At 62.3% G+C, this 23,066-nt stretch carries 17 protein-coding genes and 1 riboswitch; of the genes, 4 read left to right on the forward strand and 13 right to left on the reverse strand.

Annotated elements, in window-relative coordinates:
- Window positions 1-505 precede the first annotated feature (505 nt).
- On the forward strand, window positions 506-1,366 hold the full coding sequence (locus GNK13_RS07845; RefSeq protein WP_203328979.1) for an alpha/beta hydrolase: 861 nt from the start codon (window positions 506-508) through the stop codon (window positions 1,364-1,366).
- A gap of 23 nt (window positions 1,367-1,389) precedes the next feature.
- Here the strand turns inward: GNK13_RS07845 and GNK13_RS07850 are convergent, their stop codons facing one another.
- The 3 genes from GNK13_RS07850 to GNK13_RS07860 form a co-directional block, all read right to left on the reverse strand.
- The gene (locus GNK13_RS07850) at window positions 1,390-1,893 is read right to left on the reverse strand and encodes a hypothetical protein (protein WP_164101954.1); all 504 of its coding nucleotides are present in this window, start codon (window positions 1,891-1,893) and stop codon (window positions 1,390-1,392) included.
- A 17-nt stretch (window positions 1,894-1,910) separates the two neighbouring features.
- Entirely contained in the window at window positions 1,911-3,542 is a 1,632-nt protein-coding gene (locus GNK13_RS07855; RefSeq protein WP_164101955.1) for a DUF1549 domain-containing protein, read from the reverse strand.
- 83 nt (window positions 3,543-3,625) lie between these two features.
- Complete coding sequence (locus tag GNK13_RS07860) at window positions 3,626-5,902, reverse strand: CehA/McbA family metallohydrolase (protein WP_203328980.1); 2,277 nt, start codon at window positions 5,900-5,902, stop codon at window positions 3,626-3,628.
- 281 nt (window positions 5,903-6,183) lie between these two features.
- Here GNK13_RS07860 and GNK13_RS21685 point away from each other — a divergent pair, with 281 nt between their 5' ends.
- Complete coding sequence (locus GNK13_RS21685; protein ID WP_164101957.1) at window positions 6,184-6,288, forward strand: ribose-phosphate pyrophosphokinase-like domain-containing protein; 105 nt, start codon at window positions 6,184-6,186, stop codon at window positions 6,286-6,288.
- On the opposite strand, the gene GNK13_RS07870 is transcribed toward GNK13_RS21685, so the two are convergent.
- The 10 genes from GNK13_RS07870 to GNK13_RS07915 form a co-directional block, all read right to left on the reverse strand.
- Window positions 6,285-7,079 (reverse strand): GAP1-N2 domain-containing protein, encoded by a 795-nt coding sequence (locus GNK13_RS07870; protein ID WP_164101958.1) that lies wholly within the window; start codon window positions 7,077-7,079, stop codon window positions 6,285-6,287. The two genes, GNK13_RS21685 and GNK13_RS07870, sit on opposite strands and share 4 nt — an antisense overlap.
- A gap of 21 nt (window positions 7,080-7,100) precedes the next feature.
- Entirely contained in the window at window positions 7,101-8,015 is a 915-nt protein-coding gene (locus GNK13_RS07875; protein ID WP_164101959.1) for a TRAFAC clade GTPase domain-containing protein, read from the reverse strand.
- A complete protein-coding gene (locus tag GNK13_RS07880; RefSeq protein WP_164101960.1) occupies window positions 8,012-8,989 on the reverse strand; it encodes a formylglycine-generating enzyme family protein in 978 nt (325 codons plus the stop codon). The genes GNK13_RS07875 and GNK13_RS07880 overlap by 4 nt, the downstream gene beginning before the upstream one ends.
- A 115-nt stretch (window positions 8,990-9,104) precedes the next feature.
- Window positions 9,105-9,749, reverse strand: coding sequence for a hypothetical protein (locus GNK13_RS07885; RefSeq protein WP_203545348.1), 645 nt, complete (start codon window positions 9,747-9,749; stop codon window positions 9,105-9,107).
- 4 nt (window positions 9,750-9,753) lie between these two features.
- Window positions 9,754-11,196, reverse strand: a complete 1,443-nt coding sequence (locus GNK13_RS07890) for an FHA domain-containing protein (RefSeq protein WP_164101962.1) — start codon at window positions 11,194-11,196, stop codon at window positions 9,754-9,756.
- A 1-nt stretch (window position 11,197) separates the two neighbouring features.
- Window positions 11,198-12,874: a response regulator gene (locus tag GNK13_RS07895; protein WP_164101963.1), complete on the reverse strand. Its 1,677-nt coding sequence runs from the start codon at window positions 12,872-12,874 to the stop codon at window positions 11,198-11,200.
- Window positions 12,864-14,903 carry a chemotaxis protein CheA gene (locus GNK13_RS07900; RefSeq protein ID WP_164101964.1) on the reverse strand — a complete coding sequence of 680 codons (2,040 nt, stop codon included), beginning with the start codon at window positions 14,901-14,903 and terminating at the stop codon, window positions 12,864-12,866. Before GNK13_RS07900 ends, GNK13_RS07895 begins: the two co-directional genes overlap by 11 nt.
- On the reverse strand, window positions 14,900-16,240 hold the full coding sequence (locus tag GNK13_RS07905; RefSeq protein WP_164101965.1) for a methyl-accepting chemotaxis protein: 1,341 nt from the start codon (window positions 16,238-16,240) through the stop codon (window positions 14,900-14,902). The genes GNK13_RS07900 and GNK13_RS07905 overlap by 4 nt, the downstream gene beginning before the upstream one ends.
- A complete protein-coding gene (locus GNK13_RS07910) occupies window positions 16,240-16,836 on the reverse strand; it encodes a chemotaxis protein CheW (protein ID WP_164101966.1) in 597 nt (198 codons plus the stop codon). Before GNK13_RS07910 ends, GNK13_RS07905 begins: the two co-directional genes overlap by 1 nt.
- Before the next feature lie 339 nt (window positions 16,837-17,175).
- Window positions 17,176-17,601, reverse strand: a complete 426-nt coding sequence (locus tag GNK13_RS07915; RefSeq protein WP_164101967.1) for a response regulator transcription factor — start codon at window positions 17,599-17,601, stop codon at window positions 17,176-17,178.
- An 88-nt stretch (window positions 17,602-17,689) separates the two neighbouring features.
- A riboswitch (cyclic di-GMP riboswitch) is annotated at window positions 17,690-17,764 on the reverse strand.
- Window positions 17,765-17,993: 229 nt separating this feature from the next.
- Here GNK13_RS07915 and GNK13_RS07920 point away from each other — a divergent pair.
- Both GNK13_RS07920 and GNK13_RS07925 read left to right on the forward strand, forming a co-directional pair.
- On the forward strand, window positions 17,994-21,350 hold the full coding sequence (locus GNK13_RS07920) for a PSD1 and planctomycete cytochrome C domain-containing protein (protein WP_164101968.1): 3,357 nt from the start codon (window positions 17,994-17,996) through the stop codon (window positions 21,348-21,350).
- 203 nt (window positions 21,351-21,553) lie between these two features.
- Window positions 21,554-22,834: a DUF1501 domain-containing protein gene (locus GNK13_RS07925; protein ID WP_235934927.1), complete on the forward strand. Its 1,281-nt coding sequence runs from the start codon at window positions 21,554-21,556 to the stop codon at window positions 22,832-22,834.
- Window positions 22,835-23,066 lie beyond the last annotated feature (232 nt).

The following is a 23,066-nucleotide window of genomic DNA, read 5'->3' on the forward strand; positions in this document are numbered from 1 at the left end:
CCGGGGCGACGAGGCCCGAGGCTAGCGCCTCCGGCTCAAAGGACGGCCCGTGATAGCAGCCGCTTAGCGGCGACAGTCGCCCCCTCCGGGGCTGGCGCTCAGCCTGAAACCTGCTGACGCTAACGGAATCTCTGTCCGGATCTAACCGGGGAAACAACCGCGAGTGACGCGCATCGAACGAATGGATGCGCGGAGGGGGGGCGCACCGCAGATAACACGGAGAACGCGGATGGAAGAGGAGATCCACAGCCAATTATCTGTGCTATCTGTGCTATCTGTGCTATCCGCGGTTCACTCCCCACCCTTTCGTCGTGCTCTTCCTGCTCTTCGTGGTTCTCCCGTCTCTACGTAATCCGTGAGCATGAGCTCGTGGAGAGAAAGGGACGCACCTCGATTGCGGCCTTCGTGGCTGCAGCTTGTGCCGCAGCAGGCTTCCGCTGCGGCTACGATATCGGGTGTCGCTCTTCGCGAGCGAATCCGATCCATCGCCCTGGAGGTCATCCCGATGCGTACGGTCCTGGTCTATCTCCTCCTCCTGTCGGTCGCACAGGCCCAAGACAAGAAGTCGGACATCCCCTACGCAGCGCCGGCCCATCCGCGGCAGGCCCTCGACATCTATGCGGCCGTGGGTGCGGAAAGCCAGCCGGTTATCTTCTGGATTCACGGCGGCGGTTGGCAGACCGGCGATAAAACCGATGTGCAGCTCAAACCGAAAGTGTTTACGGAACGCGGCTTCGTGTTCGTCTCGACCAACTACCGCCTGCTCCCAGACGTGGAGATGGGGGTTCTGATCCGAGATGTTGCCAAGTCGCTCGGTTGGGTTCACAAAAACATTGCCGACTATGGTGGCGATCCGCAGCGGATCTTCGTGATGGGGCATTCCGCCGGAGCCCAACTCGCCGCGCTGCTCTGCATCGACGACCGCTATCTCAAAGCGGAAGGGGTTCCCTTCGACGCTTTACGCGGCTGCGTCCCGGTCGACGGAGACACGTACGATATACCGGCGATCATTCACACGGCCGAACTTCGCCAGACGCTCCACGGCCTGCCGCTGCCGCGTGTGGGACACCGCGTCAAATTTGGTAATGATCCAGAAAAACATATCGATTTTTCTGCGGTGACGCATGTCGCCGAGGGGAAGGGCATCCCACCATTTTTGATTCTGCACGTGGCGGGGCATCCCGACGTCACCGCCCAAGCTCGGCGTCTTGCCAATGTTCTGGAAGCCGCCCGAGTCCCGGTGAAAGTATTTGGGGCTCGCGAGACGACGCACAACAAACTCAACGCAGATCTCGGACTTCCCGATGACCCGGCCACCAAGGAATTATTCGAGTTCCTCGACCCACTGGTGCAAGCGAAGCCGTAATGGCCTCGCCGACTTCGGATGCCTCATTCCGCCACTTTCTCAGCCACCAGCGGCTTTCCGGTGGCTCGGTTGATGCCTTGCCAAGTGCTCGCCTTGCGACCGAATACGAACATGCCCCGATCGTCTAGCGCGATCACAAAATTCCGATGCAGGCGAAGCTTCACAGGAGCGTCGACCGATAGTTCAAGGCGCGCCCATTTCCCAGCAACCGGGTTGATCGCATATACCGATCGTCCCACTTGGAAAACCACAAAGTCATTCTCAGCGATCAGCCGCAGATCGTCGGGCAGGGGAGTCGCAAACTTCACTTGCGCAAAACTCGACGTCTCGGCACTGTAGACCGAAATCGAAAGCCGGTCGGCGGCAATGACCCGCAGCAACGACCCGCCGCCAGGGATGCGTTCGACCGCTGGAGTTTCAGCGACGTTCGGTTCGACGACCGGGGATTCCGCGGTCGTTTGCTGCGCCGCGCAGGGAAGAGTCGCGGCGAGAGCGATTGCGACGGCCAGGCTGCGGGGGGAGATCATATAGGGGCGAGCGCTCGTTAAGCCAGCAGTTCAGTCACGACACGTCCGTGAACGTCGGTCAAGCGAAATTCGCGGCCTTGGTATTTGTAAGTCAGCCGCTCGTGGTCGAGTCCCAGCAAATGCAGCACGGTCGCGTTCAGATCATGCACATGAACCGGACCGTCGACGACATCAAACCCGAAATCATTGGTGGTGCCGTAGGAGAATCCTCGCTTGACTCCCCCACCGGCGAGCCAGATGGTGAAGGCGTCCTTATGATGGTCACGGCCCGGCTTCGCTTTAGCCCCTTTCGCGGCCCCCTGCCGCAGGGGCGTGCGGCCGAATTCGGAGCCCCAAATCACCAGCGTGTCGTCGAGCATTCCCCGCTGCTTGAGATCTCGGACGAGCGCCGCCATGCCTTGATCGACATCGCGGCATTTGGAGGTCAGCGGCATCGTGGGGCCGACGAAGGCAATCGAGCTAGGGACTTTCGGGTCTTGCCGTTCTGCCTCGATTTCCGTGCTATTGAAAAATGCGAACAGCTGGAAGTACTCACGCTGCGAGAACGGGTCGTACTTATGATCGTGGCACTGGGCGCACTCGAGCGTCGTGCCGAGCCAGACGGTCGCCGTGGTGTTCACCCGGTCGATAATCTGGTTCACGCGGGTTTCTTCAGGGATCGAGCCAGCCTCGACATTGATCGGTGCCGCGCGATGAAACCCGGTGGCGATGCGCTGCGACTCCGAGGCTCCAGGGATCAGGTCGCCAGCGATCTGCTCCACGGTGAATTGGTCGAACGGCATGTCCGCATTAAGTGCGTCGATCACCCAATCGCGATAGTCCCAAAGGTCGCGGAGGTCGTCCCGCTGAAAGCCGTGCGAGTCGGCGTACCGGGCCAAATCGAGCCACGGCCGGGCCCAGCGTTCGCCGAAAGCGGGCTCGGCCAGCAAGCGATCGACCAGTCGCTCGTAAGCATCGTCCGAGGGATCGTTGAGGAACGCGTCGAGTTCCGCGGGCGCCGGCGGCAGCCCGGTGAGATCGAGGTACAGCCGGCGGGCCCACTCCTCGGGAGCCGCCTCCGGCGAGGGGCGGGTGCCGCTTTGCTCGAGGCGCGTGAGGACGAAGGCGTCGATCTCGTTTCGCGGCCACCCGCTCTCGAGAGGCGAAGGCGCAAGAGGCAACGGTACCGGCGGCCGAACCGGCTTCTGGTATGCCCAGTGGGGAGCGAGCTCCAGCTTTTCCGGCCAGGCTGCTCCGTCGGCGATCCAGCTTCGAATCCGCTCCACAGCACTCGGGGGCAGCGGCTGACCGATCGCCGGCATGATCTCGCTGTCTCCGTGCGGCAGCGAGATCCTCCGCACCAGTTCACTCGCCTCGGGCTGGCCGGGAACGATCATCGAATCGCTCTCAAAGGCCCCTTCCCGAGTATCCAATCGCAGACCGCCTTGTTGCTGGTCCCCAGCGTGGCATTCAAAGCACGCGCGGCGAAGCAGTGGATAAATGTCCCGAGCGAAATCCGCGGTCGCTGCCGAGGACGATCCTCCCACAGCCGCCCTCGCTTCCTCCCCACGCAGCCGCCCATCGCCGCCCGATGCGAACATCGCAAGGATCACTCCGCAGACGGCGGCGCGGCGGATGCCGAGAGCGGGGCGGTGAGAACGGAGCAACATCGCGGCGGGCATGCTTGCCTTTATACGAATCGGAACGATTCAGAGCTTGGGGTGCGGATGCAAGTATTGGAGAGCGATGGGACTTAGGGCAGCGTCTCAGCCAAGATCCGCTGGTAGGATTCCCGCGCCTGCCGGTAGGCCGCTTCGGCTGCCGCTCGCTCGCGCGGATAGATCGCTTCCTTCTTTGCGTTCCAGCAGATGTCGACGGCGTCCAAGCACCACTGGGCGCTGCGACGACTGGCGCGAATCGGTTTTCCGTCGAGTTCAACGAATACGGGATTCGTGTGCGCACTCGGGAGAATCCGGAGCGCGATCCAGCTGGAACGATCGGGCGTGTACTCGAACGCCACCTCCTGCACCGATCCATCGGCCAGGATCTCTTTGCGTTCCACCGGTTCTCCATTGACGACCAGTTGGACGGGGACCCGACGCGTGTTTCCCACGCGGGCGCGCTCGACGTGCCAATACGGTTTTTGGTCGAGCGGCCGTCGGCGGATCGTCTCGTCAGGGGTTTCCGCCAGCAGAGCGGACACTTTCGCAGTCACATTCAGCTTTTCGCCACCGCTGACCGCCAGATAGCTTGCTCGCCCCGCGTCCCCCGGTTCGCCCACTCCCAAGCCATTGACTTGAAAATCGATCAAGTGGCTCAACCCGTCGCTGCAATAACTGCGGCCGTCGCGAATTCCTTCGATCCAGCTTTCGTAGGTCAACGGCTCGTCCTCACCCAGCTTTACATAGGACCGCCCCAATCCAACACGGTCGCCGTAGATACAAGGAAAATCAGTCTCGCCGCTGATTCGACAATCGTAGCCGCAGTTTAGAGTGTGGTACCAAATATTTAACTCCCACACACTCGGCGTATCGACGGCGGAAATAAAATCGCAGACGCCGTGCGTGACATCCACGATGTATTCATTCGCACCGATTCCATCGAATTTGGGCAGGTTGTAGTTCGGCAGTTCATCTCCCGGAACCTGCAGCCCCCAGCCGCTGTGTGAGAACCCGACGATCCCGCCCTGCTGCTTGCCCCATGCTAATACCGGCAAGTCCCACGAAGGCCACTCGCCCACTTGTTTGGTTTTCGTCCCGGAGAAGTGGCCGCTCGCAGCCGCATAGCTCCAGTCGAATTCGACGGGCGAGGGATACTCGTAGTCATCCTCTTTTAAGTTCAGCAAGCAGAGATGGCCGGCGTGAGAAGAGGGAAAGCCGCTGACCTCAACGTCATACCGCATCAAGTGGCTCGGCCCCGACAACGGATGGATCGCACCGTCGAAAAAGTCTTTTTGATAGTACCAGCACGGCCCCCAGGACAAAACGCATCCAACGTTCAAGTCTTCGCCCAGGATGTGCCGCATCATGTCCGGTGGAGCCACGCCTTGGGTGGGCGATTCATAATGCGAGCATCCGGCCGCGTGGATATGGTGGTCGCCAGAATACCACGCGTAGTCCGCCATTTTGATCCACCGCACCAGCCGGAAAGACTCTTCATGCGTTTCGGCATCGGGAACCGTGATCGTCCGCTTCAGAATTCGATATTCCGGACCACGCGTGTAGGTAACTTCGTACTGGCCGGGAGGGAGCGTGACTTCTTCGCCACTGTGCCGATAGATCTGATCGTGAAAAAAGAAGTCGGGCGCTAGCCGTCGCGAGCGGGCCGGATAGACCCGGCCGCTCGCGTCGCGAAAGACGAACTGGCCGGTGGTGGGCTGGCCATCGTCATCCAACACATCCAGCCGAACTCGCACCGCCGGCTGACACTCGAACAAGACGGGCAGCTCGTTGCGGAACCCCAGATCTTGCGTTCCCTGACCGACGTCAAACACCAACGACGCTTCGCGTTTACCCGCATCGCGGCTGTAGATCGACAGCAGCCGGTATTCGACTTCCAAACCGCTGAGATTTGGCTGCAGCGGGCTTTCGTCGAACAGATCGACGTCCATCCACCGGTCGAGCACGTCGGAGGGCCCAATCTCGGGCTCGGGATCCTTGTCACCGGTCGAGCGTTTGTAGACCGGTGCGGCATGGGGGCTGCTGACATTCAGGCTCGCCGTGACCCCCGCTTGGTTGTGCACCTTCACCAGGAACACGGTCCAGCCCTGCTCCACCAACCGACGGCTTGCCGGCCCAGTGGAAACTTTGACGCGACTCTCGGGGTTGATATTTACGACCGCCAGAACTCGCTCATCGAAAATCTGCTGGAGTTGCTCGGTGGCCTCGCGCGGGTCGGCTTCGTCGTTCGCCTCCTGGAGCCGCTGGCGCTGCTGGTCGGTGAGCGGCGAGCCGAGGAACTCGAGCGCAGCGGCGACCCGTTTGGCTTGGGCTTTGAAGGGTTGAGCCTCCACCGCGCGTATCGTGGGCAAGGGAGGCTCAGCCGCTGTGACCCAACTGCCCAGGATTAGAAGACCAACCGCGACAGCGGTGCGGAGGCAGGACATGTCAGCAGCCTGTGGGTGGGGAGTGAATGGCGGGAGCTGCGCGACGTCTCGGGGTGCGGAATACGTCCTTCGGAACCCTTTGGTTTATGGAGCATTTTGGTCGGCGGAGCAACCAAATTCGAGACCGCCGGTTGGTATAGCCGCTGCACACTCGCAAAAAGGACGCCCGGACGAGCAACCCTGATGCACCACCTCGAGGCCTGGCGATGAATAGCGACGAGATCCGCCCACTGGTCAATTGCCGGGGGCGGGATGTCTATGTGGTTCAATCGCTCTCCGGCGACTCCCAAACGTTGTACCCCGATGTCTAGCCGAGGGTGGCGAGCGGTTTGCCCGGCTCGGGGAGGCACTGAATCCCTTGGGTCGCGAGCACCCGCCTCAGGGCGTGATCGCTGGTGGTGAGGAAGTGCAGCCGAAATGGTCGCCGAGCCGAGGGTTTGAGGCCGGTCGTGAAGCTCACTCCGGGTCGCTCGTCGAGCGGAATCCTCGCGATCAACTCTTCAAACGCTGCCAGCGGATCGCGAACTCCCGCGACCGCCACCCGTTGCTCGCTCCGCAACAGCTCGACCACCTTGCTCAGCAGCGGCGGAACAGCGGTCCTTCCACCGGAAGCGGCGGCTCCCCCGACATCCAGCGGAGAGGCTTCAGCCAGCAGGTCGAACGAGCGACGGGGCAGGGTGATCGTCGGCAACGCCTCCGGCACCACGGCGCGCAGCCGCAAATGCCCCAAAGCAAACGCCGTTTTGGCCACCGCCAGAGGGTTGAATGCGTAGCCGGCAAACTGTTCTAGCTGCATCGCCACCATCATCGTGACGACCTGTCGGCCACCTCGGCGGCTGTACTCCGGTCCGCCGTAGGTCGTCCGCGTGATTGCGACCCAGTCGTCCCCGGCAGGAAAGTAATTCCAACTCGATGCATTTTCCTCTTCCCCGGCGAGCGCGGCATGCGACGGCGCCCAGCGACAAAGTTCCTGAGCCAAGCGACGATCGATTCCGGAAGACTGAGAGACGAGCTGATAGCCTTTCATCACTCCCTTGTCGGCGGAAGCAAAGATCGCTTGTTCAACCTGCATCGTACCCGCCTGCATCGTAGCTGCCTCCATCGTGCCCTCGGCGCCCCTGGATCAGCAGTTGGCGACGATCCATTCGAGCGGCTCCAGAATTCCGTGCGGTTCGATATGCAGGGGGATCTGCCGCTGCCGTCCCGAGCGATCGGTAAGCATGCCCGTACTGCCCGCCACGCTGGCCGCAAAAAAGGCATGTTTCCCAAACGTCCTGCGACAAAATTCCGCCAACCTCGGCATATTGTTGGCCGCGAACAATGCGGGATCTTCTCGAGCCTCCGGGCAAACGTCCGACTTCGTGAAGACCACGGCGATTGCCGCCCGAATATCTTGACGCTTGCGATCCGATTCTTTTCCCGAAGCGTGGAGCTGGGCAATGTAAGAGGCCAACTTCATAGCGAATAAATCTTCGCCAGGTCCCGCGTCCCGCACCTTCAGCGAGTCGCACAGGATCAACAACCCTTGCGACTTTTTGACGACGTCCCGAATCGCTGGATAAAGGCCAGCCTGGCTGATCTCCATTGCGATCGCTTCGCCGGCAAAATCGGGTGCCACCAAGTCGATCTGCTTCAGTCGTTCTTTTTCTCCCGAGGTGATCTCACAGTGGACCCACTTCCACGCATCGGCTTCGGCAGGTGTCTTATCGGGAAAGACGCGATGCTCGAGCGCCGTGACGACTTGCTCCTGCAGAGCGACGGAAAACGCATCGTTGGCTAAACCCTTGAGATGGTTCTCTCCACGATTGAGGAGGTCCAAGAGCAAGCCGAGATAAACCGTCTTCCCCGCACCGCTCGCTCCAAGCACCGAGACGAACCGCTGGGGGATCCCTCGCGTGGCGATCATCCGCGAGAGTTCCACGGGGGTTTGACAATCGGGACAGGAGCCTTCGTAGTCGGAGATGTCAAATCCACAGCTCGCACAGCTCAGATTGCCGAGCGATGGCGCATAGTCATCATGAGGAGGTGCCGTAATCATGCGTTTGCAATTCCCTCGGAGGAGTCCATGGAGTCGGGCAAGGGAGCGAGTCGACCGTCGGAGATACAGCAGCGAAATCCAACGTTCGAGCTTCGATGCAGATAGGGTTGGCCGGTGCGGAATTGGCAAGTCGCTTGGGATTGGAAAAACGTATCAAACGCTCCCCCACGGACTTCAGCCATCGGCTGGTCGAAGACAACGGCAATCTCATCGCTAACTTCCAAGTGAAATAGATCGCGCACCCACTCCCATACGTTGCCGATCAACTGTTGGACCCCATTGAGCGAGCGACCTTCGGGAAAGGCATCGACGGCGACCGTATCAAGAATCCCGGCCGCGCGAAGGTTCGCTTTGCGGGGATCAAATGCGTTGCCCCAAGGGTAGCGAAGCTGCGCACTGCTGCTGCTTCTGGACCACGTTCCGGCCCGCTGCCACTCGGCCGATGTCGGCAGCCGCTTGCCCGCCCAGACGGCATAAGCATTCGCCTCATACCAACAAACCCCAACGACCGGATGATTCAATTTGTTGGCGTCGGGTCGTCCCTGTGACCAATAGCGAGGTCCTGGATGGCCCGTGATATCGACGAACTGCAATACGTTCGGCAACACTTCCTCCGGCCAGTAATCAGCCTCTTCGTAGGCACCGGCTGCGACGAACCGGGCGAAGTCGGCATTCGTCACCGGATACCGATCGAGGTAGAGCGTTTCGACTCGATCGCTACAAAACGCATTCGCATTGGCTTCGAGGACCCATCCGGCCGTTGCGGCGAGACTCGTCGCCAACCGGACCTCGCCGGCCGGCACGAGCGCCATCTCCTGCTCGACCGCCTGCCAGGCAAATGCCTTGGACGATTCCTCGAAGGGGAGATCGGAATCGACCGCGAGCAGTTTGCAGTAGCGGCGATCGCGGATCAGCCGACGGACATCGGGCGGTGCCGCGGCAAAAGCCAACGCAGCCTCCGGGGCAACGGCCATGACGGGAGAGGAGCGGTGCCAGAGTGACGCGACCGATTGGGCAAAAAGCGAAGTGAGTGACACGATAGGGATCCGGCGGAAATCGCGTGGACAATGTTGGCAAAAGACTCGGTTTCTATCCGGGCAGACTCCCGACTTGACGCCTCAATATCTGAAACTGCCGCACGGCTCGATCACGCGCGGCCGAGGCGGTCTCGTTCGAGCGGAGTTCGCCCCCCGCGGGTGGTTCGGAGGCGCGAGCGTGAAGAGGCACATTCACTGACGCCGGATGCGGTGAGACCGGGTGGGGTTGTGGCGGAGTCTGCGGGTGCAGGCTCGGAGCCGGATTGGCCGGGACCAGCGGTCGGTCGATCGTCGGGCGTGGCCCTGGAGCCCCCGGTCCGGCCACGCCAGTTTGCGACTGCAGGACTCGCCGCTGCTCTTCCTCCAAGCGTTCCCAAGCCGCCGAGAGCTGTTCGGTCGTTTCTTGAATTTGCTGCACGTCGCGACGCCGTTCTTCGTTCCAGTGACGGCGCGCGAGTTCGAACTCCGCCATCCGCTGTTGCAGGACCAAACGTTCTTGCTGGGTCTGTTCATCGGTGGAACCGGAAGCGATTTGCCCGAGCACTTTCTCGAGACGCCCCACCCAAAGTTCCAAAAAGGCTTCGACATCGGCTGCGATGCGACCGAGCTCAGCCGCCGACGCCCCCGGTGCCGCCGACGCCAGATTCCCCGACCGCGGCGCAGGGTGGGATCGATTTGTTGTTGTATCCATCTCCATCGCATCAATTCTCAAGGCGTTTCCAGATCCGTGAGAGCCGACCGCTCAAGCCATGATTGCGTGGCTTGGGGGAGGCTTGCTGTTCTTCGTTGTGGATCTCGCGGAGGTGTTCGCGGAGAGCCTGCAGACGCGTCGCCGCATCCGACTCCGCGGGTTTGAGTGGTTTGGGCGACTCTTCCAAGGCGGAGAGTTTATTGGCCAGTTCGCTTCGCAAGCGGGAGACGATCGCCCGCTCCTGGGCAAGCGCCACGCGCTCTTCCCGCAGGGCCTCTTCGTCGCGGCAACCACTCTGCTCCAGTTGCTGGGCGAGGCCGGCACGTTCGCTGATGAGCTGGGCGATTCTTTCTTGCAGCGCCTTGTTTTGTTGCTGCAGGCGGGCGAGCGTCTGTTCGTAATGCTGCGGTGCGTTTCCCACCGCAGCCGCCTGCTGCAGTTGAAGCTGAGCTCGCTCGCGTTCTTCCGTCGCCTCCTCCAGCCGAGCGCGGAGCGCCTCGACCTCGGCGTCCCGCTGCTCGTCGCGATGGGCGATCCGGCGTTCGATGTCACCGACCCAGGCTTCTAACTGATGCCGTTCTTCCTGTTCCGCCTGATTCGCCTCCTCCGCCGCGCGCAGCATTTCTTCGAGCAACGCCACGCGTTCGTCGCCGTGAGCCGCCTCTTCGAGCAGTTGCTCCATCCGCGCCAGCAGGGCTTCGGTTTCGTCATCCTCCTCCGCGATGGCGATCCCCGCGGCTGACTCGTCGAACGCCGCATCGTGCTGGGCCAACTGAGCATCGCGCTGAGCCAACTGAGCATCGCGCTCGGCGAGCATCTCTTGCAGTAATTCGATCTCTTCCCGCAGCAGGGCAATTGTCTCCTGCTCGAAGCTCGCTGGCTCCAGCGCCCCGCGAGTGCGGCCCCTCTCGCGGTCCCCGAAGTCGCCAAGCAATTCGTCGTCGCCCCACAACGGAGCTGCCTCCGCCGACGCAGTGGCATCGCCCGCTTCCGCTTCGGCGTCCTGATCCCATGTGGCGTCTTGCTCCCCGCCCGACTCGACTTTAGCGGGTCGCCGCGACGGCAGCGCGTTGTTCGGCTCGGATTCGGCGTGCTGATCCCCGCCGCGCAGCCAGGCTGTAGCGATGCCAGTGGTCGCCGCGGCAGTCGTCAGTCGGTACTCGCCGACGCGGAGTTCATCCGACGGTCCGACGGCTACCTTAGCCTCGACCGGTTGGCCGTTGAGCAACGTTCCGGACTGCGACGCCCAATCTTGAACCCACAGCGTCCCGTTTTCGAAGCTGAGCAGACAGTGGCAAGCCGACAGCTCCTCGCCCTGAAGTCGTAATCCGCAATCCTTGGAGCGGCCTACCAAGACACTGCGTCCCGTCTCGAGCTGGTGAATTGCACGCTCGCCGCGATCGTTCTCGGCCGTCACCACGAGTGCTGCGGGTGGAGTCGTGGAGGTGCTCATCTTATTGGACTCCTGCTGTGGGTTCGGTGACCGGATTCGCCACTGCCGATGCCGCGGCAGCTGGAGCAGGATTGACCGCCCGGGCAGGAGCGACTTGCTGGGGCGAGGCCACTTCGCGCGATGGTTCCTTGGCGACCTTCTCTAATACCTTCTCCACCGCGGCTAACAATTGTTCCGTGGTGGAGGGGCGTGCGAGAATCTGATGGGGAACGACTCCCAGACGCTTCCGCCACACGTCGGCCGCGTCGCGTGCAGCCGCTTCGGTCGTGATCAGAACGTATTTCGCGTCGCTCAGCCGATCGGCAGCGGCTGCGAGCAGCTCTCGCATCTGCGTGCACGCCTCCGAATCTTCGGCGGCGAACACGAGGACTTCGGGGCGGGCCCGTTTCAGGAACAGCTGCAACGCCAATCGATCGCGGACCACTTTGAATTGGGAACCGGTGGCGGTTTCAGCAAGGACAGTGCGGAGATGCTGTGCGATGCGAGGGTCGGATTCAAAGACCACCACCCGGGCCCCCTCGGACCGCGCTGCAGTCTGCACCAGTTCAGCCTGCTCGAAACCGTTCAGCACTTGCCGGACTTCCAGCGGTTCCCACTGCAGGAGACCGGCCAGCTCGGCGACCGTGCGAGGCTCGGAGAGCAAGCCGAGTATTTTCATGTGACGAGGGGCAAGGCCCGCTCGGTCCAGGTTCTGGCCCCGAATTGCCCGCCGGACGAATGTCGTCTCCGAAGCCTCCACGGGAAGCCCGGCTGGATCGTCGTGCACCGCACCCTCGACCAGCAAAGCCAGCAGGCTGATGTCCAGCGGCAGGCTGCGATACATGGCCGGCGCCGCCCGGCCCGCCTCGAAGCGAAATCCCGTCAGGCGTCGAGTAAACGCCAGGCGGACGAGCATCGCCGCCTGATACAACAGCAATCTCGTGACCAGCCGAGGGTCGAGCACCTTGCGGTTGAGCAACTGGAGGAAACCATCGACCTCGGCTCCACTGCGACCTTCGAGCGTTAGCTTCAAAACCGGAGCCAGGTTCTCGATCGCTTGCGGCAAGCCGGCAGTGATTCTCTCCACCTCCTGTTCCCGGAGCCCGGTCGCCGAAACTCCCTGGATACTTCCCTCTTTCAAGTAGAACCAGATTCGCGTCCGCTCGGCTTCGACTTCGAGCACTCCACTCTTGTTTCCGTTATTGAGGAAATCTAATACCTCTCGGAGTCCGAACATTGCGAATGAGCCCGCCAAGTCGGTGTCGCCGACCGTCGCGATCACTTCAGGAACCGCGGTTCCTTGCGTCTGGGAGGCGACGATCATCGCCGCGGTTTCCAACGCATTGGCGACCGTCGTCCGGAGTAGCTCCTCGGTGTACGGTTTGGGGAGCATGTCCACGACGTTGGACATCTCGGTGTATTCGGCGTAAGCCCGGTTGCGGAGCGTCGAGCTGACAACGACGGGGATCAGCTTCAGGACAGGCGATTCGCACAGCCGGCAGCAGACCTCGTAGCCAGTGGTGCCCGGCAACTGGTGGTCCAGCAGGATCAAGTCGGGACGAACATCCTCGGCCATGCGGAGACCGTCTTCCGCGGTCGGAGCCAAAAACAGCTCATAACCCGCAGCGCTCAGATGGGTGTCGACGAGTTTCCGGATCGTCGCGCTGTCGTCGATGACGAGGATTTTCTTATGACTCATGGCTTTCCCTCTGTTGTTGCATGCGGACGACCCGTTCCATCAGCCGTCTTTTTTCTAACACTAAGACGACTTCTCCCATCCCTGAGAGTGTCGCCCCGGAACAGAATGGGTGATGTTTTAGAAGCGATGGCAAGGGGCGAACGACGACTTCCTCGGGACCCAGAATCTCATCGACCAGCAGCGACCAAGGACGCGCGTCGGCCGCACCACTGGTGGAAGATTGTCCGCTGGGAGACGCCAGCACCAACATCTGGGTCGGCCCGACATCATCACCGGCAGTCTCAGACTCACTAAATAACGTTGCAAAGGGCACTGCGCGGACTTTGTCCACCGCACTGCCAGCCGCCTGCACGAACTGCATCGGAAGGGCAAAAATCTGTCCGCCCGCCCGGAATACCATCGTGTGCTGGATCACCGAGGGGAGTGGGAAAGTCAGTCGAAAGGTGGTCCCGCGCCCAGGCGTGGAATCGATTTCGATCCAGCCCCGCATTCGTGCGATCGCCGCGGCCACCACATCCATCCCCACGCCGCGACCGGAAACTTGGCTGGCGGCTTGTTGGGTGGAGAATCCGGGATGGAAGATCAGCTGTGCTAATTCTTCGCGAGTGGCTGCCATGGTCGGATCGAGCAGCCCCCTCTCGATCCCTCGGCGGCGGAGCGCGTCGTAGTTCAGCCCCCGCCCGTCGTCGCGAATCTCCAGCACCAACAATTCGGAACTGGTCAGTGCCTCAAGCGTGACCACACCGACCTCCTCTTTGCTTTGCCGGAGCCGCTCGTGCGGTTCTTCGATTCCGTGGCTGACGGCATTGCGGACGATGTGCAGGAGGGGTTCATAGAGCCGTTCCTGCATCGCCCGCTCGATCCCCGCGTCTTCGCCGATCAACCGCAGGCGGACTTGCTTCTTCTCGGCCCGGGCCGCGTCGCTCGCGACGCGCTGCAGGCGGCGGAACAGTCCCGAAACGGGCATCCGTCGCAGCTCGACCAGCTCCTGACGGAATTGGCGGATGAACTGCGAAACCGCTTGATTTCCCTCGGCAACCGGCTGGTAGCAATCGCGCAGCCGCTGGGCGGTTTCCAGCAGATCGCCGGTCGCCGGATCACCGACCGCGCGAAGCCGAGAGACGCTGTCGAGCAAGTCGCGGTGGATGCCCTTCAGTTCGCTGAGTTCGCTGTCGCGGCGGTTCCGTAACATCACCAGCTCGGCCAGCATATCCATCAGCCGATTCAACTGGGACGATTTAACCCGCACCGTCTCATCGTCACCCCCAGCGTCGGCAAACGACATCCCTGGCGGCGAAGCAACACTCTCCGATCCCGCACTCGGCTGAGTAGCCGGCAGCGACGCGGGGCGTCCTTCCACCTCGGCAGCGGCTCCCCCATCGCCGGCCGAGACGCTTGCGATTTGCTGCCGGATCGCGTCGTAGCGAGTAAACAGCTGCTCGACGCTCGGCAGCTCCGCGGACGCTTGGTGGCTGTCGCGGAGCGAGTCTTCGAAGCGGTGGAGCTCACCGGCCAAACTCGCCAACCCAACGCTTCCGGCAGCCCCTTTGAGCGTGTGCAGCTCGCGGCAGATCTGCTGCAGCGGTGCTCGGTTTTCCGGCTGAGCTTCGAACTTTAGTACCGCCTCTTCGATCGAACTGAGGCAGCGGCCTGCGTCGTCGAGAAAGGCTTCGCGGATCTCGGCATCGAGCTCCACTGCCGCCGCTGACTCCCAGGGTGCTGACTCCCAAGACGCGGACTCATGGGTCGCTGAGCTGACTGGGACAGGGTTGGCTGGAATGGGGTTGGTTGGGGATGCGTCGCGGGGCTCCGCGGCGGAGCAAGCGGCCGGATCGTCCGAGCGAACCAGTTCCGCGAGCAGCTCACGAATTTCCTGCTGCGAGGGAGCATCCAAGCCAGCCCCGTCCGCTTCGCACGCGTCTGCTTCGCCCTCGCACTCACCGTCTTCGGTCGCGGCAAAGGCTCCCCAAGGGTCGATGGCCGCATCCCAAAAATCCTCGGCGCTCGAGTTCACGGCGTCCCAACTCATGGAATCTCCACTCCCACGGGAAGCGGCGGCGGCTCGATGGCGAGCTGATCGGCGGGCTCATTGCGATGCCGATCGGAGCATCGTCTCAGCTGGTCGATTGAGGCGTCGATTTGGGTGCGGATCTTGGACAGCGTCTTCATAGTCCAGCAGGCGTTCTCGGCGCGGCTGCGGCTGGATTTGGCGACGTTGGAGATTTGCTCCATGGCCAGAACCACGTCTTGCATGAGTTGCAATTGCTGATGGGCCGCCGTAGCGATATCCCCGGCCCGCGAAGCGTCCCCCTCGGCCGCTTGGCCGATCTGTTTGAGAGCAGTCTCAAGGGCGGCGGCGCGATTGACTTCCGCCTCGACGTCGGACCGCTCTCGGATGAGCCCCGTGATCGATTCCTGCGTCGCGAGCTGGATCGATTCGATCAGCCCCGCGATCTCCCGGCTGGCCTGAGCGGTCTGCTCGGCCAGCTTGCGAACTTCGTCAGCCACCACGGCGAACCCTCGGCCATGCTCACCGGCTCGGATCGATTCGATCGAGGCGTTGAGCGCGAGCAGATCGGTGCGAGCGGCGATGTCGCCGATCGTGGCGACGATGGAGCTGATCTGTCGCGACGGATCGTTCAGGCCGCGGAGTTTCTTTTCGTTGGCCAGGGAGTGCGTGCGGATCCGTTCCATCCCTTGCAGCAAATCGGCCAGTCGCTGCAAACCTTCCCGAGCCGATGTGCGGGTTGTGAGAATCGCTTCTTGAACGAGTTTGGTATTGTCAGAAATCAGGTCGATATTGCTGGAGAGCTGCTCCACGTAGGTGCTGGTTTTGATCACCGCGTTGCCTTGAATCTCCGCACCCTCGGCGATCTCTTGCGTGCAGCGAGCCAATTCCGCGGCGCTCTGTTCCATCTGGTCGAGATTCCCGTGCAAGGTCTGACCGATGCTGCCGAGCACCTGGCGCAGTTCGGCACCGTTGACTTGCCCCCCGCCTCCGCGTCGATTGAGCAGCATCAACACCGCTTGGACATCCCGCATCTGCTCGCGTCCGTTGGCCGCCATTTCATCCCACCGCGCCGCCTGCTCGGTGAGCTTGGCCGCCGTGTGGTCGATTTCCGCGACGCCAGTGGCGGCGGTCGACGCACTGCCGGGACTCGCGCCGACAGCGGTCAATACAGCGAGATGGCTGCGGAATCGTGTCGCCAGGAAAAAGGCAATTCCCCCCACGGCTCCACTCGCCGCGATCGCCGCGGCACCCCACGCCGACGCTCCACTTTGAAATCGCTCGGCAACGCCAAACGCCAAAACCGCCACGGCTGCGGTCGTCGCATGGCTGAAAAGAAAGAGGGTTTGAATCTTCATCATTCAGCCCCGCTTGCGATAGCGGCCCCTGCGGCGATAGCGGCCCCAGTGGCAGTGGCAGCCCGCGATGCGGTCGATGACTGAGCGAGTGGCTGTGATAGGTTCGACCAGCCACTCCGCAGCCGCTGCTCAGCGCGTCGATAGAGGGTGTTGGGATCGAGCACTCGCACCACTTGATCGCGAAACGTTGCCGTTCCCAAGACAGCCGTCGCCCCGCCGTCATGGGACCGAGCATCGCCGTGGACCAAAGTCTCGAGCGATTCCAGAGCGATGACCTCATCGACCAGCAGCGCCCAATTCCCCCCCGCACCGCCGATGACGAGCATTTTTCCGGCGGCCCGACGCGTTATGGAAGTGTTCTCCAGAAGCGGATTGAGATCGACAACCGGGATAAACTCGTTGCGAAAATGGCACAGCCCAGCCAAGAGTAGATCGCTTCCCGGCACCCGCACGAGTACCGGCGTCATCGTGACCTCACGGATGCTGGTCGCGAGCATCGAATGCCAGGAGGAGCCCACGCGAAAGACGCAGTGCTTGTCGCTGACCACCGACCGACCCGTCGTCGCTGAGGTCTCCTGCATGGTTGCTGCTGTCATTCGAATGGTTTATCGGCGAGAATTTTCGAGTTGGGCTGCCAAGCGGTTCTTGATGATTTGCAATCGATCCAACGATCCTTCATCCGCTGCCCGGCTTGTTGGAGGCAGCTCGGTTACGGAATCCTTGGTGGCGGTATCGGCGGGTAAATTCGGATCTGTCTCTGACGGGTGAGGTGCGACTTGGAACTGGTTTAACCTTTGTCCGGTTCGAGCGAAAAAATCGCGAATCTCCGCTTTCCACTCGGCCAGCGTGTCATGATCGATCAGCGCTGCGGAGCTGGTTGGATCCGCATCGAGATCCGAGTCGGCATGGCGGTGATCGCTTTCGAGAAACATGTGTTAAACAGCGGGAGCCAAGGGAGCGGCCGCAGATCCCTCGGTTCGATCGAGCAGGGCTGCAACGGTCGAGAGCAGCAGATCTCCGCGGATCGGTTTCGGGAGATAAGCGCCAAACTCCGCACCGAGTCGATCGAGTGCGGGTGTGTGTTCTTTGGTCAGGAAGATGATCGGGAGATCCTTCCACGGATCGCCCATCTCGCGGATCTCGAAGCAGGCCGCGTAGCCATCCTTTTCGGGCATCAGGATGTCCAGGATGACGAGCTGGGGACGCTCGTTGCGGGCAGCTACGACAGCTTGCCGGCCGTCGGCGGCGAGAGTGACGTCATACCCCGCCTCTTCGAGCGTTCGGCGGACGATCGTCTGGATCGTTCGACTATCATCCGCAACCAAAATCTTTGGCTGGGGCAGCGATTTGAGCTGGGCCATGGGACTTCTCACCCATCCGCGCCGACCGTCTGCTCAGACCGAGCGCGCGGTGGACATGGAGGTCGAATGACAATGGACAAGTTTCTACTTCGGTAACCCGGCGGTCTCAGGGAGATCCGTGGCTTTGCGTCCCGGCCTCGCGACCGGTTTGCCTTTTTCGGGAGTTCTGTCAGAGTCCCGGCTGGAATCAAAAAAGGAAAAGAACGCCTGGGATGGCGCTTCATGGGAAACATGGCTTACCCCCGACCGCTGTCAAGTTAGAAATCACCCGATTCGTCCGCGGCTAATTCGACGTGGCCGATTCGACGTGGCCGATTCGACGCGGCTCGCCAAACCCGTCATACTCGACGGTTCGACCAGCCAGAGTCTTCAACTCAGGGAGAGTCACGGGCATGCGCTACCGAGCCGCGATCCTGCTGTCGCCATGGGCCATCGCCGCAGTTCTCTCGGCGACTGCGGTCGCGGCCGAGCCCGGCCATGTCGACTACGCGCGGGACATCCAACCGCTGCTGTTCCACAAATGCGCCGCTTGCCACGGGGCGCTTCAGCAGCTCTCGGGATTGCGGCTCGATGCCGGGGTGCTGATCCGGCAGGGAGGCGATAGCGGCCCGGCGGTCGAACCCGGCGAGAGCGCGGCGAGTCTGCTGATCGAACGCGTCACCGAAACCGATTCCGGATTGCGGATGCCTCCGGAGGGCGAGGGCGAACCGTTGACGGCCGAGCAGGTCGAGCTGCTTCGCCGCTGGATCGATGCGGGGGCTCAGTCGCCAGCCGACGAAACCATTCCTGAAGATCCAGCCAACTATTGGTCTTACCAGCCAGTGGAGCGACCGGCCGTTCCGCAGGTCGCCGCCTCGGCTTGGGTCCGCGATCCGCTGGATGCGTTCGTTGCCGCGAAACTCGAAGAGCAGGGCCTCGCGCCGCGCGGCGAAGCGGCCCGCGAAGTTTGGCTGCGTCGCGTCTTCCTCGATCTGATCGGACTGCCACCGACTCGCGAAGAGCTGCACGCCTTCCTCGCCGACGATTCGCCGCTCGCTTATGAAAAAGTCGTCGATGGGCTGCTCGACCGCCCGGAGTACGGCGAGCGGTGGGGACGGCACTGGATGGACGTGTGGCGGTACAGCGACTGGTATGGCAGCCGGGGGATCAATGAGATCCGCTACAGCCAGCGCAATATATGGCGGTGGCGTGACTGGATCGTCGAGTCGCTGGCCGCCGACAAACCTTACAACCAAATGATCGTCGAAATGTTAGCCGGCGACGAACTGGCTCCAGACGATCCCGAGGTGCTGCGGGCGACCGGCTACCTCGGACGCAACTGGTACAAGTTCGATCGCAATGTGTGGATGTTCGATGCAGTCGAGCACACCAGCCAGGCCTTTTTGGGGCTAACGCTCCGCTGTGCTCGCTGCCACGATCACAAATTCGATCCGATCGCCCAGAAAGACTACTACCGCTTCCGCGCGTTCTTTGAGCCGCACGATGTGCGCACCGATCCGCTGGCTGCCGACGCGCCTCAAGAAAAGGATGCCACCCTGGGAATGGTGCTCGCCGACGGCGTGGCTCGCGTGTATGACAAGGAGTTGGATGCGAAGACCTATTTATTTGAACGCGGCGACGATCGCTCGCCCGACCAGTCGCAGCCGCTCTCGCCGGGTGTCCCTCCCGCCTTGCAAGGTCCAGAGCTCAAGATCGAGCCCGTCGCGCTGCCAGCCGAAGCGTACTACCCCAGCCTTCGCCCGGAGATCACCGAAGGTATGATCCGGCTGGCCGAACAGGAGGTGGCGAAAGCCGAGCAGGCTCTGACCGAAGCTCGGACCTCCGCGGCAACCGCAGCGGAAGCGGTTGCCGATTACCAGCGCCGACTCGATAGCGGCGAAGCGATCGCAACCGGCCCGAGCCAAACGATCCTCCATGACGAGTTCGCGGAACGTTCCGAAATTTGGAAACCAGTCTCGGGCAACTGGTCCTGGGACAGCGGCCGGTTAGTCGAAAACTCAGTCAGCAACTTCGCCACGATCGTCGCCTCGGTCGCGGTGCCGCAAAGCTTTCAGGCTCGCGTCAAATACCGCACCCTGCAGCCCGGCATGTACCGCTCGGTCGGCATGAGCTTCGATTACATCGACACGGGCAATTCCCAAGATGTCTACACCAGCGCCAACGATTCGGCTCCTTCGATTCAGGCCTTTCACCGCCAGAACGGCAAGCAGGAATATCCGCAGGCGGGGATCGTCAAAACACCGGTACCGATTGGCGAAGTGGTCACCGTTGAAATCACCGTGCGGGGACAGGAGCTGTCGATCTCGCTCGACGGCCAGCCCAAGCTGCACTACTCAATGCCGGTTGCTCGCCGCGACGGAAAATTCGCCCTCTGGGTCCACAACGGTGCGGCCGAGTTCCTGGAAGTGGACCTGCAGGAATTGCTCCCAACGCTCGACGAGCTGCGGCACAAGCAGGCTGCGGCGGAAGCGGAAATCGCTCTGGCTGAAGCTCGGCTGCGAATTGCCCACACGCAAGTCGCCGCCGTCCGTGCTCGAGTCGCCGCCGAGCGGGCAAAGTATTTGGGCGACGAACCTGAGCGAGACGAACCGGAGCAAGACGCCGCTCCGTTGGCCGTCGCGGCCGGTCGTGCGGAACGGCAGGTGGAAGCGGCCCAAGCCGAGCTGGCCGTGTTGCAAGCGGAGCAGCAGTTCCACGCCACGCAGCACGCGGAAGCGGAGCAAAATTTGACGGCAGCCCGCGAAGCGCTCGTGGCGGCCCGCGAAGCGCTCGTGGCGGCCCAAGCGGCCTGCGACACCGCGGACGGAAAGTACACGCCGCTCGGCGAGCAGTATCCCTCGACCAGCACTGGGCGGCGGCTGGCGCTGGCCCGCTGGATCGCCAGCCCGACCAATCCCCGGACCGCGCGGATTGCAGTCAACCATATGTGGCTGCGGCATTTCGGCCAGGCAATCGTGCCCACCGTGGCGAACTTTGGGATCAATGGCCAGCCACCCTCCCACCCCGAACTGCTCGACTGGCTGGCGGCGGAACTTGTCGAGCAAGGCTGGCGGATGAAGCCACTGCACCGCCGCATCGTCCTCTCGGCTACCTACCGGCAGAGTTCGGCGAGCGGAGGAGACGCGGAGGCGGTGGCCCGCGACCCCGAGAATCGCTACCTGTGGCGGATGAACTCCCAGCGAATGGAGGCGGAGGTGATTCGCGATTCGGTCCTCTTCACTGCGCGGGCTCTCGACCTGACTCGCGGCGGACCGGAAATATCCGAACGCGAGGGGCAGACAGTGCTGCGGCGGAGCTTGTACTTCCGCAACACGCCGAACGAGTCGATGGCGTTCATGGATTCGTTCGACGCCCCCAATCCCAACGAGTGCTATCGTCGTCAGGAAAGCGTCGTGCCGCATCAGGCGCTGGCGCTGATGAACAGCAGTTTGGCGGTCGATCACGCGCGAGCGGTGGCCGAAGAGTTGAGCGCGCCGCTCGGCGACAGGGATGACAAGATGGCCCGCCGCGAGTTTCTCTCCGCCGCTTTCGAGCGGCTGTTGACGCGCGGGCCAACCGAGCCAGAGCTGGACGCATGCCAGCGGTTCTTGCGAGACAACATCGCACTGCTGCAGAGCGGCGACCAGGCGGCGTTCCCTGCCGGAAGCGAATCTTTCAAGCGTGCCCCGGCCACGATGGCCTATCAGAGAGCGAGGGAGAATCTGATCCTCGTGCTCTACAGCCACAATGACTTCGTCACCATCCGCTAAATGCGAGAGGCACTCCTGCCATGCATGACTTTCCCTGTGGACGGGTCCATCGCCGCTCCTTCCTAGCCGATGTGGGTATGGGTTTTACGGGCCTCGCGCTGGGCGCGATGCTAGCCCGCGATGGCGTCGCGAGCGCCGCCTCTCCCGCACCGCTATCAGATTCTCATCCTGGTGGGCCCCATTTCGCACCCAGAGCCAAGAGTGTGATCTGGTATTTCATGCTCGGCGGGACCAGCCATTTGGAGAGCTTTGATCCCAAACCCGCGGTGAACCAGTTCGCGGGAAAAACGATTGAGGAATCGCCTTATAAGTCGGCGGTCCTCGATTCCTCTTTCTATCGCAAAAATGTTCGCGACTTCGCCGGGACACCGCGAGCTTTAATGACCCAGCTCTACCCGCTGCAGATCGGGTTTCAAAAACGCGGGGAGAGCGGCATCGAAGTGAGCGATTGGTGGCCCCACGTGGGCCAGTGCGTCGATGACCTGGCAATCGTCCGCTCGATGTGGACGACCGACAACGATCACGCCGCCCAGCTGCAATTCCACACAGGGCGGCATATCTTTGATGGCTTTCATCCTTCGATCGGCTCATGGACGCATTACGGGTTGGGATCGCTCAACGATAACCTGCCCCAGTTCGTCGTGATGGGCGGCGGCCCCGGCGACTGCTGTGGAGGCGTTGGAGCTCACGATGGCAGCTATTTGGGACCCGAGCATTCGGGGGTCGCGATGGCGCTGGATCCCAACAACCCGCTGCCGTTTGGGTCGCCCGGTGAAAGCGTCACGGTCGGCGAGCGACAGCGGCAGCTCGAATTATTGAACGAGTTGAACGGGATCGCGGGCGTTGAATATCCGGACGACGCTGCGATGCGAGCGCGAATCAAAAGTTATGAGCTCGCTTACCGGATGCAGATGTCGGTTCCAGAAGTCGTTCGCTTGAGCGACGAATCCGCGGAGACCCATGCGCTCTACGGGCTCGACAATCCGGCGACCCAGACCATGGGGCGCCACAGCTTGGCGGCTCGGCGGCTGGTCGAACGGGGCGTCCGCTTCGTCCAAATCTACGACGATGGCTGGGATGCCCACAGCAAACTGCAGCAGAACCATACCACGCGTTGCCAAGCGGTCGACAAACCGATCGCCGGGTTGCTCAAGGACCTCAAGCGCCGCGGGATGCTCGGCGAGACGCTGGTCGTGTGGGCAACCGAGTTCGGTCGGACGCCGGGATCGGAGCAGAGCGACGGACGCGACCACCATCCCTACGGCTTCTCGGTCTGGATGGCGGGAGGTGGTCTGAAGGGAGGCGTGGCCCATGGAGCTACCGACGAGATCGGCTTCCACGCCGTCGAACATCGTCACTACGTGACCGACATCCACGCCACCGTGCTCCACCAACTGGGACTCGATCCGCGGAAGCTCGAGGTCCCAGGACACAAACGGTTGGAAATCGATTACGGCAAGCCGATCCACCAGATCATCGCTTAGCCCCAAGGTACGGAACGCCACCCTCCCCCCGGAAGGGTCGAGCGTCAGCGAGGGGAGGGAGAGCAATCCCTAACGATAGCCCCAAGTGAAACGCACGGTTGCGGAAACCCTCCCCGCTCGTTCCTCGCGACCCTCCCGGGGAGGTCGTGCAGTTTTTAGCCCCCTCTCCCCCGAAGGGAATCGCGGCAATCGCTCGACCTTCACCCCCGAACATTTTCGCGATTCTCTTTGG

The sequence above is a fragment of the Candidatus Laterigemmans baculatus genome (genome assembly GCF_010367455.1).
Lineage (GTDB): Bacteria > Planctomycetota > Planctomycetia > Pirellulales > Pirellulaceae > Laterigemmans > Laterigemmans baculatus.

Coding starts and splice junctions, on each gene's coding strand:
- GNK13_RS07850 (WP_164101954.1), bottom strand. CDS start 1,893: ATGATCTCCCCCCGCAGCCTGGCCGTCGCAATCGCTCTCGCCGCGACT.
- GNK13_RS07910 (WP_164101966.1), bottom strand. CDS start 16,836: ATGACAGCAGCAACCATGCAGGAGACCTCAGCGACGACGGGTCGGTCG.
- GNK13_RS07875 (WP_164101959.1), bottom strand. CDS start 8,015: ATGATTACGGCACCTCCTCATGATGACTATGCGCCATCGCTCGGCAAT.
- GNK13_RS07915 (WP_164101967.1), bottom strand. CDS start 17,601: ATGGCCCAGCTCAAATCGCTGCCCCAGCCAAAGATTTTGGTTGCGGAT.
- GNK13_RS07870 (WP_164101958.1), bottom strand. CDS start 7,079: ATGGAGGCAGCTACGATGCAGGCGGGTACGATGCAGGTTGAACAAGCG.
- GNK13_RS07900 (WP_164101964.1), bottom strand. CDS start 14,903: ATGAGTTGGGACGCCGTGAACTCGAGCGCCGAGGATTTTTGGGATGCG.
- GNK13_RS07890 (WP_164101962.1), bottom strand. CDS start 11,196: ATGAGCACCTCCACGACTCCACCCGCAGCACTCGTGGTGACGGCCGAG.
- GNK13_RS07885 (WP_203545348.1), bottom strand. CDS start 9,749: ATGGAGATGGATACAACAACAAATCGATCCCACCCTGCGCCGCGGTCG.
- GNK13_RS07920 (WP_164101968.1), top strand. CDS start 17,994: ATGCGCTACCGAGCCGCGATCCTGCTGTCGCCATGGGCCATCGCCGCA.
- GNK13_RS21685 (WP_164101957.1), top strand. CDS start 6,184: ATGAATAGCGACGAGATCCGCCCACTGGTCAATTGCCGGGGGCGGGAT.
- GNK13_RS07880 (WP_164101960.1), bottom strand. CDS start 8,989: ATGGCCGTTGCCCCGGAGGCTGCGTTGGCTTTTGCCGCGGCACCGCCC.
- GNK13_RS07905 (WP_164101965.1), bottom strand. CDS start 16,240: ATGAAGATTCAAACCCTCTTTCTTTTCAGCCATGCGACGACCGCAGCC.
- GNK13_RS07845 (WP_203328979.1), top strand. CDS start 506: ATGCGTACGGTCCTGGTCTATCTCCTCCTCCTGTCGGTCGCACAGGCC.
- GNK13_RS07895 (WP_164101963.1), bottom strand. CDS start 12,874: ATGAGTCATAAGAAAATCCTCGTCATCGACGACAGCGCGACGATCCGG.
- GNK13_RS07855 (WP_164101955.1), bottom strand. CDS start 3,542: ATGTTGCTCCGTTCTCACCGCCCCGCTCTCGGCATCCGCCGCGCCGCC.